The 15,445-nt window shown below is 72.0% G+C and carries 12 protein-coding genes and 2 pseudogenes; 7 read left to right on the top strand and 7 right to left on the bottom strand.

The window, feature by feature from the left end:
• Positions 1-96: 96 nt before the first annotated feature.
• Positions 97-1,320 (bottom strand): MFS transporter, encoded by a 1,224-nt coding sequence (locus tag AB0F62_RS20960; protein WP_361800879.1) that lies wholly within the window; start codon positions 1,318-1,320, stop codon positions 97-99.
• An 80-nt stretch (positions 1,321-1,400) separates the two neighbouring features.
• Between AB0F62_RS20960 and AB0F62_RS20965 the strand changes: the two genes are divergently transcribed.
• Positions 1,401-2,375: a DUF5937 family protein gene (locus AB0F62_RS20965; RefSeq protein ID WP_361800882.1), complete on the top strand. Its 975-nt coding sequence runs from the start codon at positions 1,401-1,403 to the stop codon at positions 2,373-2,375.
• 759 nt (positions 2,376-3,134) lie between these two features.
• Here AB0F62_RS20965 and AB0F62_RS20970 read toward each other — a convergent pair.
• The 4 genes and pseudogenes from AB0F62_RS20970 to AB0F62_RS20985 form a co-directional block, all read right to left on the bottom strand.
• Positions 3,135-3,293 (bottom strand): annotated as a pseudogene (locus tag AB0F62_RS20970) (thiamine-binding protein); the annotation flags it as partial.
• A 401-nt stretch (positions 3,294-3,694) separates the two neighbouring features.
• Positions 3,695-5,080, bottom strand: coding sequence for a recombinase family protein (locus AB0F62_RS20975; RefSeq protein ID WP_361800885.1), 1,386 nt, complete (start codon positions 5,078-5,080; stop codon positions 3,695-3,697).
• 19 nt (positions 5,081-5,099) lie between these two features.
• A pseudogene (locus AB0F62_RS20980) lies at positions 5,100-5,237 on the bottom strand (thiamine-binding protein); the annotation flags it as partial.
• Entirely contained in the window at positions 5,234-5,596 is a 363-nt protein-coding gene (locus AB0F62_RS20985) for a DUF3817 domain-containing protein (protein WP_361800888.1), read from the bottom strand. The gene AB0F62_RS20985 and the pseudogene AB0F62_RS20980, both read right to left, overlap by 4 nt.
• A gap of 254 nt (positions 5,597-5,850) precedes the next feature.
• Here AB0F62_RS20985 and AB0F62_RS20990 point away from each other — a divergent pair, with 254 nt between their 5' ends.
• The 4 genes from AB0F62_RS20990 to AB0F62_RS21005 all read left to right on the top strand — a co-directional run bounded on the left by AB0F62_RS20990 (position 5,851) and on the right by AB0F62_RS21005 (position 8,456).
• Complete coding sequence (locus tag AB0F62_RS20990) at positions 5,851-6,489, top strand: AIM24 family protein (protein WP_361800891.1); 639 nt, start codon at positions 5,851-5,853, stop codon at positions 6,487-6,489.
• Positions 6,489-7,139 (top strand): AIM24 family protein, encoded by a 651-nt coding sequence (locus AB0F62_RS20995; RefSeq protein WP_361800894.1) that lies wholly within the window; start codon positions 6,489-6,491, stop codon positions 7,137-7,139. The genes AB0F62_RS20990 and AB0F62_RS20995 overlap by 1 nt, the downstream gene beginning before the upstream one ends.
• The gene (locus AB0F62_RS21000) at positions 7,136-7,915 is read left to right on the top strand and encodes an AIM24 family protein (protein WP_361800897.1); all 780 of its coding nucleotides are present in this window, start codon (positions 7,136-7,138) and stop codon (positions 7,913-7,915) included. The genes AB0F62_RS20995 and AB0F62_RS21000 overlap by 4 nt, the downstream gene beginning before the upstream one ends.
• A 64-nt stretch (positions 7,916-7,979) precedes the next feature.
• Complete coding sequence (locus tag AB0F62_RS21005; RefSeq protein WP_361800900.1) at positions 7,980-8,456, top strand: MarR family transcriptional regulator; 477 nt, start codon at positions 7,980-7,982, stop codon at positions 8,454-8,456.
• A gap of 133 nt (positions 8,457-8,589) precedes the next feature.
• Here AB0F62_RS21005 and meaB read toward each other — a convergent pair whose 3' ends face one another.
• On the bottom strand, positions 8,590-9,549 hold the full coding sequence (meaB, locus tag AB0F62_RS21010) for a methylmalonyl Co-A mutase-associated GTPase MeaB (RefSeq protein ID WP_361800903.1): 960 nt from the start codon (positions 9,547-9,549) through the stop codon (positions 8,590-8,592).
• 27 nt (positions 9,550-9,576) lie between these two features.
• Positions 9,577-10,752, bottom strand: coding sequence for an acetyl-CoA C-acetyltransferase (locus AB0F62_RS21015; protein ID WP_361801111.1), 1,176 nt, complete (start codon positions 10,750-10,752; stop codon positions 9,577-9,579).
• A gap of 169 nt (positions 10,753-10,921) precedes the next feature.
• On the opposite strand from AB0F62_RS21015, the gene mce reads away from it, so the two are divergent.
• On the top strand, positions 10,922-11,350 hold the full coding sequence (gene mce, locus AB0F62_RS21020; protein WP_361800906.1) for a methylmalonyl-CoA epimerase: 429 nt from the start codon (positions 10,922-10,924) through the stop codon (positions 11,348-11,350).
• Positions 11,351-11,528: 178 nt separating this feature from the next.
• On the top strand, positions 11,529-15,425 hold the full coding sequence (scy, locus tag AB0F62_RS21025) for a polarized growth protein Scy (protein WP_361801114.1): 3,897 nt from the start codon (positions 11,529-11,531) through the stop codon (positions 15,423-15,425).
• Positions 15,426-15,445 lie beyond the last annotated feature (20 nt).

Below are 15,445 nucleotides of genomic sequence, written 5' to 3' on the forward strand. Positions count from 1 at the left end.
GTGCGCCCACTACGGCGTGGTGCTGACCGACGCCCACGACGCCGCGGCCGACGCCCTCGCCGCGCTCGCGCTCGTGCGGGTGCTGGGCCACCGCTCTCACACGCGGTCGGCCCCGGCAGCCCTCAGGCGACCCAGCACCACGAGCACGCACACCGTCCCCACCCCGGCCGCCGCGGCCGTCACCACATGGGGTGCCACGAACTCCGCCGCCGCGCCCGCCGCCGCCATCCCCAGGCCCTGGATGGTCATCAGCCCCGCCGACTGCAGCGTCATCGCCCTCCCCCGCAGCGCCTCCGGCACGGCCGCCACGAACCACTGGTCGAGCCCGAGGGTGTAGGCGGCCGTGAGGCCCGTGGTGAACATCGCGGCGACGGCCAGGGGGAGCGAGGGCCGCAGGGCGAAGAGGGCGTACGGGAGCAGCGAGCACGCGGCGAGCGGGACGGTGAGACGGGCACGGACGGCAGGCGCGAGGAAGGCGCCCGCGAGGAGTTCGCCGAGGACCGTGCCGACGGGCATCGCCGCCATGAAGAGCCCGAGGCCGGGGGTGCCCGCGCCAATGGAGTCGGTGTACGGCGCCGCGAGCGCCTCCGGGACCACCACGAACAGCGGCTGGATCCAGCAGAGCAGCAGCAGCGCCCGCACCCTTGAGTCCCGCAGCAGCCGGCCGCTGCCGCCGGCGGAGCGCGCGGCACCTGCGCCGCGCGCGGGACGCCGCTTGGTACCGAGGCGCAGCAGCAGGGCGGAGCCCAGGAACGCCGCCACGGTGATCGCGAGCGCCGCCCGGGGCGTGACGAGCACCAGCAGGAAGCCGCCGACCCCGAAGCCGACGATCTGCGCGCCCTGCGCGACCATGCGGATCAAGGAGCGGCCCAGCACAAAGGTGTCGCCGGGCAGGATGTCGGCCAGACTCGCGGCCCGGGTGCCGGTGAACACCGGGGCGATCATCGCCATCACGCAGCGCAGACCCAGCAGGACCGCGATCGGCGTCCCGGGCAGCACCATCCCGGCCGCGCACGCCGCGCACAGCAGGTCGCACACGACCAGCACCCGGCGCGGCGGGAAGCGGTCGGCGATCCCTGCCAGCAGCGTGCCGCTCACCGCGTACGGCACGAAACCCAGCGCGAAGGTGAGCGCGGTCAGCAGCGGCGACCCGGTGAGCCGGAACACCAGCACGGACAGCGCGATCTCGGCGACCACCGTGCCCTGGAGCGACAGCACGTGCGCCGCGAACACGGCCCGGAACTCCCGTACGGCGAAGACCGCCCGGTAGCCGCGCCCGGCGGTCGGGGCGGCTGCGGGGTCGTCGGTGTTCAGCGTCATGGGCGCAGCCTGGCGCCCCGGGGCCGGGGGTCGTAGTGTTTCGGCTCCAGCCGAAAGTCCGACACCTCAGGGGCCGCGCCATGCCGTTCCACATGCGCTTCGGTCCGGACGACCTGCTGCGCTGCCGGTTCGCGATCTCGCCGCTGTGGGAGACCGAGGGGGCGGTCCGCACCCTCAAGGAGCCAGGGCTTCAGGCGTACCACGTGCCGTGGCTGCGGCAGACCCGTGAGGCGGCCCGGGCGCTGGACCTCACGCCGCTGTGGCTGCTCATGCCCCGCCCCGGCCACAGCCCCGACTTCCTGTGCCCGCCGCCGGAAGGCCCGCTGGCCGCCATCGAGGACGAACTGGCCCGGGTGCGGGCCACCGACCCGGAGGTCGCACGGCTGGACCTGGCCCGTTCCCTGGCGGACACCCCGGGCGCCGCGGACAGCCCGCAGGGCCGGGCGATGCTGGCCGATCCGGCGCGCGCGGTGAGGGAGTTGGCGGATCTGTACGCGCGGGCCTGGGAGACGCTCGTCGCGCCGTACTGGCCCCGGCTGCGCGCCGTGCTGGAGGCCGACATCGCCTTCCGGGCGCGGCGGCTCGCGGACGACGGGCTGACCGGGCTCTTCGCCGACCTGCACCCGTCGCTGAGCTGGGCGGACGGCACCCTGACGCTGCACAAGCCGACCGAGCACGACCGCGACCTCGGCGGCGAAGGCCTGGTCCTGGCGCCCAGCGTCTTCGTCTGGCCGGACATCGCGGCGGGCTTCGACCCGCCCTGGCAGGGCACGGTCGTCTATCCGGCGCGCGGCATCGGCGGCCTGTGGCAGGCCCCGCAGAACGCCTCGGACGCCCTCGTCCGGCTCTTCGGCGCCAACCGCGCCGCGATCCTCGGCGGCCTGGGCGAGCCGGCCACCACGACCGCGCTCGCCCACCGCCACGGCCTGGCCGTGTCGTCGGTGTCGGCGCACCTGTCGGTCCTGCGGGACGCGGGCCTGCTCACCTCGCGCCGCTACGGCCACCAGGTGCTGTACGAACGCACCCCGCTCGGCAGCGCGCTGGCGGGCGACTGAGCGGGGGGCGTGGGGGGTGGGTGCGGGTTCGTCTCGCTCCCTGCGGTCGCAAAGACGCCGGCTGCGGACGGGAAGGTGGCGGCCTGGGCCTGGTCGGCGGTGTGCGGGTGGTTGAGTGGTGGGGGTTCAGGCGCCGGAGCGGGGAGCCTTTCCGGTGGCACGGGTCTCATCGCCGTCCGCGCGTAGAGATGACCGCTTCCACGTCATCGGTGGGTGGTGGGCGCGCCTGCCGTGACCGGCGACTGCGGCTGATTCGGGGTGCTGTCGAAGGGTGAGCGGGACATCGGGCTCGCTTTCGCCGACATAGTCGGCGGAACAGGGCCCGATCTTTGAGCCAGGGAAGATCGGGCCCGCTTTCGCCGAATATGTCGGCGAAACAGAGCCCGATCTCGGAGAGGCCGATTCCTGCCGGGGAATCACCCGCAGACGCAGGTCACGGCAGGCGCGCCACCCACGAACGGTGGGCGTCGCAACCAGCCATCTCTACCCGCGGACGGAAACGAGACAGACACCACCGGAGAGGGAACCCGCTCCGGCGCCTGAACCCCGCCGACCACCAACCCGCACACCGCCACGAAGGCCCGGCCCCGACCCTCACGTCCGCAGCCCGCCGCTGTGCGACCGAAGGGAGCGAGACGGCGCGCCAGCCGAACACCGGCAGCGCCACCGGCACGCCCCACCCGCACACCGCCGCGAAGGCCCGGCCCTCACCGTCCCCTCCGCAGCCGGCGTCCTTCCGCCCGCAGGGCGCCGGACGCGCTACTGCGCCAGATACCGCTCGACGGTCTCGACCTTCGACGTGAGCCCGTCGGTGACCCCGGGGCGGATGTCGGCCTTGAGGACGACGGACACACGCGGCGCGCGGGCCTCGACTGCGGCCACGGCGCGCTTGACGACGTCCATGACCTCGTCCCACTCGGCGTCGCGCCGCACGTCCCGCGATCCGGACGGGGACGTGGGGCGCCACACTCCGAACACGTGGCGCGAGACTCATCAAGGGCGGACAATCAATATCACCTTTGCGGTTTTTGTTGATCATGAATGGTTCCGGCGAGGGCGCTACACGCCAGCAGCCGCAACGGTCGTGAGGGGCTTCCGGGCAGGGGGCGAAGAAGCAAGCAGGGGTTAGCAGGCCCCACCCCCCGAACGACACTTCGTCATACCGCCGACGAAACCCGAACCGAAGTGCGACACCATGCCCGACTCTAGACACAGCCGCCCACAACATCGCAGGGGGTATGCACGACCCCAGAAGTGCCGAACGGCCCACCATCGGGGAGTTACCGACAACGGGCCGTGAACGGCGTTCAAATGCGCGCCTAGTCGAGTACGCCGCTTTCCGCCAGGGCAATACCCTGCAGTTCGGCTTCCGCCCGGTCTTCCGGTCCCCACTCGACGCTCAGCCGCTCCGCGTGCTGCTTCGGCCACAGGGTCACCCGCAGGTGCAGGTCAGCGAGCAAGCGGCTGCGCGACTCCGGCGAAGCCTCCCATGCATCCGCCATGGTCCGGCCGGTGGGCACCTGGACCTCCCGCACCTCCGGGTCATGAGCGGCCCGCAGAGCGGCGTAGGTGGCTTCTAGCTCTGCCTCCATCTCGCCGAGTGTCGCCAGCATCAGCGGCCCGGCGGTAGCCATGCGTTCCCCCAGTCGGCGGGCTTGCTCCTGAGCGGCGATCATCTCGGCGGAAAGATCGTTCCCACCTTCCAGCCGCACTACGTGCTCAGCGAACCGCCCCCACGTACGCAGGAATTCGGCCTCCACCCGCCGATCCAGCGTCTCTGCGTAGATCGTCACGTGACCGGCCTTGCAGCGGTACAGCGCTATGCCCTTATCGCTGGTTCCGCCATTGAGCCTGCCCTCGCAGCGATAGCAGAACGCCAGACCAGCAACCAGGGGAGTCGCCCGGCGGGGTGCACGGTCGGTGCCGGTGGCCAGCGCGAGTAGACGTTCCCGAACGACCTTGGCTTCGGCGGCAGTCAGGATCGGATCGGCGAACTGAACCGGCGTGACGCCATCGGCAGCCAGCACCAGGGCGCCTTTGTGGGCACGGTGACCCCGGAGCGTCGGCGACTTCAGGAGTCTGCGCCACTGGGGTTCAGACAAGCCGACCATGCGAGCGGTGCCCGCTACCGTGCCATCGCCGATCAGCTTGGCCACAGCAGCACGGATGAGTTCGGCTTGCGCAGCGTCGACGGCGAGATAGGCCGCACCGTCCCGCCGGATGATCTGGTATCCGAACGGCGCTCTCCCGCTGGACCACCGTCCTTGCGTCCGGCGCGTCTCGTGCCCTTCGCTGATACGGGCAGCGATCATGCCGCGTTCCCACTCAGCGAGTGCAGCGAGGACGTTCCCCACCATGCGGCCGGTTGGCGTGCTGGTGTCGATCGTGTTGTCTGTGGTCGCGATCTTGGCCCCGTAAGCCTCCGCCCACGCCACCAGTCGCAGGAACTCACCCACGCTGCGGGCGTAGCGATCCAGCTTCCATGCGATCACCACATCAGGCGTTGCCGCCATCAGCGCCGACATGCCCTTGCGCTGCTCCAGCGGCTTGGCTCCGCTGACGCCCGCATCTATGTACTCGACGGCTTCGGCCGGGTCGTACCCATGGACGGTAAGCCACTGATGGGCAGCAGCGCGCTGAGTCTCGATTGAGGCGCTGTCGTCGCTCTCGCGGGACAGTCGCAGGTAGATCGCCGTGCCGGTCATGTACTCAAAGCTACCTGCGCTTGCCCTCGATGGAGGTGAACATCGCGTCGGTGCGGCTGGGAAGCCCCGACTCGCGGACCACGCGCACCGCGTCGGCCACGTACGCGCCGACGTCCTCGCCGACGCCGAGCGGTGTGACGGAGAAAGCGACGATCATGCCTTGACCGCACCTTCCCCGAGGTCCTTGAGCTCCTTGCGCGCACGGGCGGCGATGACGCTGTCCTCGGCCTCGCGGCGCAGCCTGCGCTCGGCGAAGAAGCCGCCGGTGGGGAGGACGGAGAACACGAAGTACAGCGCGGCGCGGCCGATCGGCCACTTGGCGCGGTTCCAGGCGTCCAGCCAGAACACGACGTAGAGGACGAAGAGGAAGCCGTGGATGTAGCCCATCACCGGGACCGCGTTGAAGTCCGTCGTGCGCTTGAGCACCGAGCAGATCAGCAGGAGCAGGAAGGAGACCCCTTCCGGGGCGGAGACCAGGCGGAGCCGGTTCAGGGCGGTGGCGGTCTTGGTGTCCACGGGACCTCTCTTACGGGACAGGGACTGCGGCGGGTGCCGGGCTGGCGATCGGAATGTTTGTGAATGCGATCACAAACGCTCCGCCCATTATGACCCGGCTCCCCGAGCGCCCCTCCCCCGGGGTCGCGGGGCGCCGGGTGAACCGCCGGCGCGCGGACGGCGTCCCCCTCCACGACATGCGACACGAAACCTGTGAACTTCATGTGACGAGGACCCTGGTGACGGGTTCCTCCCGGACGGATACGGTCTGACCCGTGGCTCAGTTTCGATTGCAGGGCAGCAAGGTGCTCGCCGTGGACATGGCCGGCGACGCCGTCAAGGCGAAGAACGGTTCGATGGTCGCGTACGACGGCCAGATGAACTTCAAGAAGATGTCCGGAGGCGGCGAGGGCCTGCGCGGCATGGTGACCCGCCGGCTGACCGGCGAGTCCATGGAGGTCATGGAGGTGCGCGGCCAGGGCACCTGCTACTTCGCCGACCGCGCCAGCGAGATCAACCTCGTGCGGCTCAACGGGGAGAAGCTCTACGTCGAGGCCAGCAACCTGCTCGCCACCGAGGCGACGCTGCGCACCGGCACCACCTTCACCGGGCTGCGCGGCGCATCCCAGGGCAACGGCCTGTTCACCACCACGGTGGAGGGCATGGGCCAGGCGGCGATCACCTCCGACGGCCCCGCGGTCGTGCTGCGCGTCTCCCCCGGTATGCCGCTGCAGGTGGACCCGGGGGCGTACGTGGCGCACACCGGGAATCTGCAGCAGCACTTCCAGACCGGCGTGAGCTGGCGGACGATGATCGGCGAGTCGGGGGGCGAGTCCTTCCAGATCCGCTTCGAGGGCGACGGCCTGGTCTATGTGCAGCCCAGCGAGCGCAACACCATCGGGGGGCAGGTCTGATGCCGTTCACCCGCATCAACTCGAAGATGGTCGAGGCCCAGGTGCTGCCGGGTCAGCGGCTGTTCAGCCAGCGCGGCGCGATGCTCGCCTACCGGGGGAACATCTCCTTCACGCCGAACATGCAGGGCGGCCAGGGCGGCATCGGCTCCATGATCGGCCGCCGCATGGCAGGCGAGGCGACCCCCTTGATGACCGTCGAGGGCCACGGCTCGGTGATGTTCGGGCACGGCGGCCACCATGTGCACTGCGTCGACCTCACCGGCGACACCCTCTACGTCGAGGCGGACCGGCTGCTGGCCTTCGACGGCTCGCTGCGGCAGAGCACGATGTTCATGGGGTCCCAGGGCGGCGTCATGGGGGTCATCCGCGGCCAGGTCACCGGCCAGGGGCTGTTCACCACGACGCTCCAGGGGCACGGCGCGGTCGCGGTGATGGCGCACGGCGGCGTCATCGAGCTGCCCATCACCCCGCAGCGCCCGGTGCACGTCGACCCGCAGGCGTACGTCGCGCACCGCGGTGACGTGCGCAACAAGCTGTCCACCGCGCTCGGCTGGCGCGACATGGTGGGCCGCGGCTCCGGCGAGGCCTTCCAGCTGGAGCTGTCGGGTCACGGCACGGTCTACGTACAGGCGAGCGAGGAGAAGCTGTGACCGCGAACGGCCCGGTCGTCCACGACCCGTACACGCTGCCGGTGGACGACAACGTCAACCCGTACGCCTTCAGTGTCGACCTGAAGGGCCAGTGGTTCCTGCAGAAGGGGAAGATGATCGCCTACTACGGGCAGATCAACTTCCACGGCATCGGCCACGGCGCCCTCGACGGCCTGATCCGCAGCAACTTCCACTCCCCGCTGCACGCCGCGGACTGGGTGGTCGCCGAGGGCCAGGGCAAGATGATCCTCGCCGACCGCGCCTTCGACGTGAACTCCTACGACCTGGAGGACGGCAACCTGACCATCCGGTCGGGCAACCTGCTGGCCTTCCAGCCGGGGCTGTCACTCAAGCAGTCGATCATCCCGGGCTTCCTCACCCTGATCGGCACGGGGAAGTTCGTGGCGGCCTCCAACGGCGCCGTGCACTTCGTGGAGCCGCCGGTCCGCGTCGACCCGCAGGCCCTGGTCGGGTGGGCGGACTGCCCCTCCCCCTGCCACCATTACGACCACGGGTACATGCGCGGCGTGCTGGGCGGGCTGCGGGCGCTGACCGGCGTCGGCGGCACCTCGGGCGAGGAGCACCAGTTCGAGTTCGTGGGCGCCGGGCAGGTGCTGCTGCAGTCCACGGAGGTGCTCATGCCGGAGCAGGCCACGGGCGCGGTCCCGCACGAGGCCGGAGTGCCGGGCGGCGGCGCGGGCGTCCCCGGCGCCCAGCAGGGCGTGCCGAGGCTCCCGGGACAGCTCGGGGACCTGCAGCGCCGCTTCGGACTGTGACCCTACCGACACGTTCCGGGACCCCAATTAATCCGGATTTCAACTTTCTAGGTATAATTCCAATATGGAGACAGAGACCGGCACCATTTGGCTGACCGCCGACGAGCAGCGCACGTGGCGCATCCACCTGGAGGTCAGCAAGTTGCTGACGCACCAGCTCGAACGGGACCTGCAGCCGTTCGGTCTGACCTACAACGACTACGAGATCCTGGTGAACCTCTCGGAGTCGCCCGAGCGGCGCATGCGCATGAGCGACCTGGCCCGCGCCACCCTGCAGTCCAAGAGCCGGCTGTCGCACCAGATCAGCCGCATGGAGAACGCGGGCCTGGTCCGTCGCGAGAATTGCGAGTCCGACCGGCGCGGCCTGTACGCCGTCCTCACGGAGGAGGGCTGGGAGACCATGCGCAAGGTCGCCCCGCACCACGTCTCGGCCGTGCGGGAGCACTTCATCGATCTGCTCCCCGCCGAGGACCTGGCGGCCCTCCGCAGGGCCCTCACCCCGGTCGCCGACCACCTGCGCGCGGTACGCGGCAAGGCCTGACCCGGCGCCCCTGTGGGCCCGCGCCCCAGGGCGCGGGTCTCACGGGGACGGCCCGACGCCCGTTTCCCCGCCGTCCCGCGCGGCGGTCCCGCCGTCCCGGTTTCGGCGGGCCGACGGGCCGCCTGCGACGGCGTCAGGCCTGGCCGGTGAGGCCCGCCACCAACTCGTCGGCGGCGGCGTAGGGATCCAGCTCGCCCGCCACGATGCGCTCGGCCAGCGCGCCGAGCCGGCGGTCGCCGTGCAGGTCCCCGATCCGCTCGCGCAGCGCGGTGACGGCGATGTGCTCGACCTCCAGCGACGCGCGGCGCAACCGGCGCTCGGCGAGCACGCCGTGCTCCTCCATCCAGGCGCGGTGCTTCTCCAGGGCCTCCACGACCTCGTCGACGCCCTCGCCGCGGGCGGCGACCGTCTTGACGATCGGGGGGCGCCAGTCGCCCGGTCCACGCGCCTCGCCGAGGCCCAGCATGTGGTTGAGCTCGCGGGCGGTCGCGTCGGCGCCGTCCCGGTCGGCCTTGTTGACGACGTACACGTCGCCGATCTCGAGGATGCCCGCCTTGGCCGCCTGGATGCCGTCGCCCATGCCGGGGGCGAGCAGCACCACGCAGGTGTCGGCCTGGGCGGCGATCTCCACCTCGGACTGGCCCACGCCGACCGTCTCCACGAGGATCACCTCGCAGCCGGCCGCGTCGAGCACCCGGATCGCCTGCGGCGCCGCCCAGGCGAGACCGCCCAGATGGCCGCGGGTGGCCATGGAGCGGATGTAGACACCGGGGTCGGAGGCGTGGTCGCTCATCCGAACCCGGTCGCCGAGCAGGGCGCCGCCGCTGAACGGCGAGGAGGGGTCTACGGCCAGCACCCCGACCCGCTTCCCGGCCCGCCGGTACGCCGAGACCAGCGCCGACGTCGACGTGGACTTGCCGACGCCCGGCGAGCCGGTCAGGCCGACCACGTACGCGCCGCCGGTCAGCGGCGCGAGCGCGGCCATCACCTCACGCAGCTGCGGGGACGCCCCCTCCACCAGTGAGATCAGCCGGGCGACCGCCCGCGGGCGGCCCTGCCGCGCCTGCTCGACCAGGGTGGGGACGTCCACCATCACAGCTCCGTTCTGCGGTTCGTGCGCTTACTTGCCCGGCACCCGGATGATCAGGGCGTCGCCCTGGCCGCCGCCACCGCACAGGGCCGCCGCGCCCACACCGCCGCCGCGGCGCTTGAGCTCCAGGGCCAGGTGCAGGACGATACGGGCCCCGGACATGCCGATCGGGTGACCGAGGGCGATGGCACCGCCGTTGACGTTCACCTTTTCAGGTGTCACGCCGAGGTCCTTCATGGACTGCACGGAGACCGCGGCGAACGCCTCGTTGATCTCGATGAGGTCCAGGTCGCCGACCGCCAGGCCGTCCTTCTTGAGGGCGTGCGCGATGGCGTTGGACGGCTGCGACTGCAGCGAGTTGTCCGGGCCCGCCACATTGCCGTGGGCGCCGATCTCGGCGATCCACTCCAGGCCCAGCTCCTCGGCCTTGGCCTTGCTCATCACGACCACCGCGGCGGCGCCGTCGGAGATCTGCGAGGAGGTGCCGGCCGTGATCGTGCCGTCCTTGCTGAAGGCGGGGCGCAGCCGGCCCAGCGACTCGGCCGTGGTCTCGGCGCGGATGCCCTCGTCCTTGCTGAAGACCACCGGCTCGCCCTTGCGCTGCGGGATCTCCACCGGGGTGATCTCCGCCTCGAACAGGCCGTTCTTCTGCGCGGCGGCCGCGCGCTGGTGGGAGAGTGCGGCGATCTCGTCCTGCTCGGCGCGGCCGATGCCCAGGCGCATGTTGTGCTTCTCGGTCGACTCGCCCATGGCGATGTTCTCGAAGGCGTCGGTGAGACCGTCGTACGCCATGGCGTCCAGCATCTGGACGGCGCCGTACTTGAAGCCCTCGCGGGACTTCGGCAGCAGGTGCGGGGCGTTGGTCATCGACTCCTGGCCGCCGGCCACGACCACGTCGAACTCACCCGCGCGGATCAACTGGTCGGCGAGGGCGATGGCGTCCAGACCGGACAGGCAGACCTTGTTGATCGTCAGCGCCGGGACGTTCATCGGGATGCCGGCCTTGACCGCGGCCTGCCGGGCCGGGATCTGCCCGGCACCCGCCTGGAGTACCTGCCCCATGATCACGTACTGCACCTGGTCGCCGCCGATGCCGGCCCGGTCCAGCGCGGCCTTGATGGCGATGCCGCCGAGCTCGGCCCCGGAGAAACTGCGCAGCGAGCCGAGCAGCCGGCCCATGGGGGTGCGCGCACCCGCGACGATCACGGACGTTCGAGCCTGGGAGGTCATGACGCGGCCCCTTTGCACGGAGAGGTTAACGATGGTTTTCGAGGGTGCTGTCAATGTACTGAGGGGCGGCGCCGGCGGTCACCCGGCAGACGGTGTGATCGCGCGCACGTTGCGTGACCATGCGGACCGGCGGTCCACTGGAGCCATGCTGACGCGAATCGACCACATCGGCATCGCCTGCTTCGATCTCGACAAGACCGTCGAGTTCTACCGTGCCACGTACGGCTTCGAGGTGTTCCACACCGAGGTCAACGAGGAACAGGGCGTGCGTGAGGCCATGCTCAAGATCAACGAGACCTCCGACGGCGGGGCCTCCTACCTCCAGCTGCTGGAGCCCACCCGCGAGGACTCCACCGTGGCGAAGTGGCTGGCCAAGAACGGTGAGGGGGTGCACCACATCGCCTTCGGCACCGAGGACGTGGACGGCGACGCCGCGGCCGTGCGGGACAAGGGCGTGCGGGTGCTCTACGACAGCCCGCGCACCGGTTCCATGGGGTCGCGGATCACCTTCCTCCATCCCAAGGACTGCCACGGAGTACTCACCGAGCTCGTCACCTCGGCCAAGGACCACTGACCGGAGACGACTCGCCCCGGTAGAGTGGCGTGGCGACCCCGGGGTGGGCTGGGGTACCTGCCCGCGCTTCGGCGTGGGATCGGACACAATTCTCCGTAAGGCTCCGCGGTAAACGGGGCCCCGGGGAATCTCACTCGGTTGGCGGGTGGGTACACCAGGAGACGGATGGGACCGCGGAGTGCGGGGCTACGACCGCTACGAGGTTGAGGACGACCACCTCTCGCAGTTCGAGGCCGAGATGGAGCGGCTTCGTAAGGAGCGGGACAAGGTCGTCCAGCATGCCGAAGACCTCGGCTACCAGGTCGAGGTGCTGCGCGCCAAGCTGCACGAGGCGCGCCGCAACCTCGCGACGCGTCCTGCCTACGACAACCTCGGCCACCAGGCCGACCAGTTGCTGCGCAACGCCCAGATCCAGGCCGACCAGCTGCGCGCCGACGCCGAGCGCGAGCTGCGCGAGGCCCGCGCGGCCACCCAGCGGCTGCTCCAGGAACAGGCCGAGCACCAGGCCCGTGTGGAGGCCGAGTGGCACGCCGAGGCCGTCGCCCGGCGCCGCCGCCTGGACGAGGAGCTGGCCGAGCGCCGCACCAACGTCGAGAGCCACGTCAACGAGAACGTGGCCTGGGCCGAACAGCTGCGCGCCCGGGCCGAGTCACAGGCCCGCCGCCTCATGGAGGAGACCCGCGCCGAGTCGGACGCCGCGCTGGCCGCCGCCCGCGCCGAGGCGCAGCGGATCGCCGAGGGCGCCCGCGACCGTCTGGAGTCGGAGTCCTCCACCGCCCGCGCCGAGGCCGAGCAACTGCTGCGCCGGGCCCGCGCGGACGCCGAGCGGCTGCTGAACGCCGCGGCCGCCCAGGCCCAGGAGGCCACCACCCAGGCCGAGCAGTTGCGCACCTCCACGCGGAACGACGCGGAGAGCGCCCGCACCCAGGCCGGCGAGGTGTCCCGCGCCGCCGAGGAGAAGCTGCGCGAGGCCGAGGAGAAGCTCCGCGAGGCGCAGAGCGAGTCCGACCGGCTGCGCGAGGAGGCCTCGACCAACGCCGCCAAGCGACTGGCGACCGTCGACGCCGACAACGAGCAGCGCACCCGCACGGCCAAGGCCGAGGTCGCCCGGCTCGTCGCCGAGGCGACCAAGGAGGCGGAGACCGCCAAGGCCGACGCCGAGCAGATCCTCGCCGACGCCAAGGCCGAGGCCGAGCGGATGCGCAGCCAGGCCCAGGAGACGGCCAAGTCCGAGGCGGCCGAGGACGCCGCGGCGGCGCTCGCCAAGGCGGCCCGCACCGCCGAGGAGGTCCTCAACAAGGCCACCGAGGACGCCCGTGCCACCACCCGCGCGGCGAGCGAGGAGGCCGAGCGCATCCGCCGCGAGGCGGAGGCCGAGGCGGACCGGCTGCGCGGCCAGGCGGAGGAGTCCGCGGAGGAACTCCTCGGCACGGCCAAGGACGACACCAAGGAGTACCGCGCCAAGACGGTCGAGCTGCAGGAGGAGGCCCGCAGGCTGCGCGGCGAGGCCGAGCAGCTGCGCGCCGAAGCGGTCGCCGAGGGCGAGCGCATCCGCGGTGAGGCGCGCCGCGAGGCCGTCCAGCAGATCGAGGAGGCGGCCCGGTCCGCCGAGGAGCTGCTGACCAAGGCGAAGGCCGACGCCGCCGAGCACCGGCAGAAGGCGACCGCGGACTCCGAGAAGGTCCGCACCGAGGCGATCGAGCGTGCCGCGGGGCTGCGCAGGCAGGCCGACGAGCTGCTGGAGCGCGCCCGGGGCGAGGCCGAGCAGCTCCGCACCGAGGCCGAACAGCAGGCGGAGCAGGTACGGGAGGACGCCGAGGGCGCAGGCCAGGTGCTGCGCGAGGAGGCCGAACGGTCCGCGCAGCGGCTGCGCGACGAGGCCGAGGCCGATCTGGTCCGGCTCCGCGAGGAGGCCGAGCGCCGGATCGTCGCGGCCGAGGAGGCGCTGCGCGAGGCCCGTACCGAGGCGGAGCGGCTGCGCCGCGAGACCGCCGAGGAGGCGGCCACGCTGCGCACGGAGGTCGCCGAGCGCGTCCGGGCGCTGCAGGAGCAGGCCGAGCAGGAGACGGTGCGGCTGCGGGACGAGGCCGCGGCCGACGCCTCGCAGACCCGGGCCGAGGCCGAACAGATCGCCGTACGGCTGCGGGGCGACGCCGCCGCCGAGGCCGAGCAGTTGCGCACCGAGGCGCAGGAGACCGCCGACCGGGTCCGGGCCGAGGCCCAGGAGACCGCGGGACGGCTGCGCGCCGAGGCGGCCGAGGCGCTGTCCGCCGCCCAGGAGGAGGCCGCGCGCCGCCGCCGGGAGGCCGAGGAGCTGCTGGGCGCGGCCCGCGGCGAAGCCGAGCAGGAGCGCGCGCAGGCCGGTCGCGAGGGCGAGGAGCTGCTGGCCACCGCCCGCAAGCGGGTGGAGGAGGCCGGCGCCGAGGCGGAGCGGCTGGTCGCGGAGGCCGAGCGGCACGCGGCCGAGCTGGTCGGCGCGGCCGAGCTGACGGCGCAGCAGGTGCGGGACTCGGTCAACGGGCTGCACGAGCAGGCCGAGGAGGAGATCACCGGACTGCGCTCGGCGGCCGAGCACGCCGCGGAGCGCCTGCGGTCCGAGGCCCAGGACGCGGCGGACCGGCTGCACGCGGACGCCAACGCCGAGCGCGAGCGCGCCACCGAGGACTCCCAGCGACTGCGGCGGGAGGCCCAGGAGGAGGCCGAGGAGGCCCGGCAGCTGGCCGACCGCACCGTCGGCGAGGCGATCGAGGAGGCCGACCGGCTGCGGACGGAGACCCGCGACGAGGCCAACCGGCAGCGGGTGGAGGCCGCCGAGCAGGCCGACCGGCTGCTCACCGAGGCGATCGAGGAGTCCGACCGGCTCCGCGCCGACGCCGCCGCCCGGGCCGAGGAGGCGCTGGGCAAGGCGGAGCGCGACGCCGAGCGGCTGGGCATCCTCGCCAAGGACGCCCTGGACTCCGCCGAGCGGGACGCCGAGCAGCGGCGCCGCGCGGCCGAGGAGTCGCTGGGCACCGCCGAGGCGGAGGCCCGCCGCATCCTGGACGAGGCGCGCGACGAGGCCAACAAGCGCCGCACGGAGGCCGCCCAGCAGGCCGACCAGCTGATCACCAAGGCCCGCGCGGAGGCCGAGCGGCTGGGCATCCTCGCCAAGGACGCCCTGGAGTCGGCCGAACGGGACGCCGAGGCGGCCCGCGCGGAGTCCGACCGGATGCGGGACGAGGCGCGCGAGGACGCCAACAAGCGCCGTGCCGAGGCCGCCGAGCAGGCGGACGAATTGATCTCCGAGGCGCAGGCCGAGGCATTGAAGATCGGCACGTCCGCGGAGGAGCAGGCCGACACGATGGTCGGTGCCGCCCGCAAGGAGGCCGACCGGATCGTCGCCGAGGCCACCGGCGAGGGCAACGGCCTGGTGGAGCGGGCCCGTACGGACGCCGACACTCTGCTGGAGGAGGCCCGCCGGGACGCCACCGCCATCCGCGAGCGCGCGGAGGAGCTGCGGCAGCGCGTCGATTCCGAGGTCGAGGAACTCCACGAGCGGGCCCGCACCGAGTCCGCCGCCGCGATGAAGTCGGCGGGCGAGCGCGTCGACAAGCTGGTCGAGGCCGCCACCGAACAGTTGGAGAAGGCCGAGGCCAAGGCCCGCGAGATGGTCGCGGACGCCGAGACCAGGGCCGAGGAGACTCGGTCCAACGCCAGCGCCGAGGCGAGCAAGGTCCGCATCGCCGCGGTGAAGAAGGCCGAGGAGCTGCTCAAGGGGGCCGAACAGAAGAAGAACGACGCCGAACGCGACGCCGAGCGGATGCGCGGCGAGGCCCGTGTCGAAGCCGAGCGGATCGTGACCGAGGGCAAGAAGGAGCTCGAGGTGCTCACCCGGCGCCGCCAGGACATCAACGCGGAGATCACCCGTGTGCAGGATGTCCTTGAGGCACTGGAGTCATTCCAGCAGCCGGTCGACGGGGGAAAGGGCAACAGTCAGAACGGCGCGCAGAACGGTAAGAACGCGGTCACTGCCGGTGCAGCGGCCGGTACGACCCGGACAGGGAGCAAGCGGTCCGATGATGCGCCACTCGATTGAGCGGACATTGTGCACAGTTA

The organism is Streptomyces sp. NPDC026673 (assembly GCF_040638135.1).
Lineage (GTDB): Bacteria > Actinomycetota > Actinomycetes > Streptomycetales > Streptomycetaceae > Actinacidiphila.

Bases quoted from the DNA above. Each gene is read 5' to 3' on its own strand.
- AB0F62_RS20965 (WP_361800882.1), top strand. From the start codon at position 1,401: ATGCCGTTCCACATGCGCTTCGGTCCGGACGACCTGCTGCGCTGCCGG.
- AB0F62_RS20995 (WP_361800894.1), top strand. From the start codon at position 6,489: ATGCCGTTCACCCGCATCAACTCGAAGATGGTCGAGGCCCAGGTGCTG.
- AB0F62_RS20975 (WP_361800885.1), bottom strand. From the start codon at position 5,080: ATGACCGGCACGGCGATCTACCTGCGACTGTCCCGCGAGAGCGACGAC.
- AB0F62_RS20960 (WP_361800879.1), bottom strand. From the start codon at position 1,320: ATGACGCTGAACACCGACGACCCCGCAGCCGCCCCGACCGCCGGGCGC.
- meaB (WP_361800903.1), bottom strand. From the start codon at position 9,549: ATGGTGGACGTCCCCACCCTGGTCGAGCAGGCGCGGCAGGGCCGCCCG.
- AB0F62_RS21005 (WP_361800900.1), top strand. From the start codon at position 7,980: ATGGAGACAGAGACCGGCACCATTTGGCTGACCGCCGACGAGCAGCGC.
- mce (WP_361800906.1), top strand. From the start codon at position 10,922: ATGCTGACGCGAATCGACCACATCGGCATCGCCTGCTTCGATCTCGAC.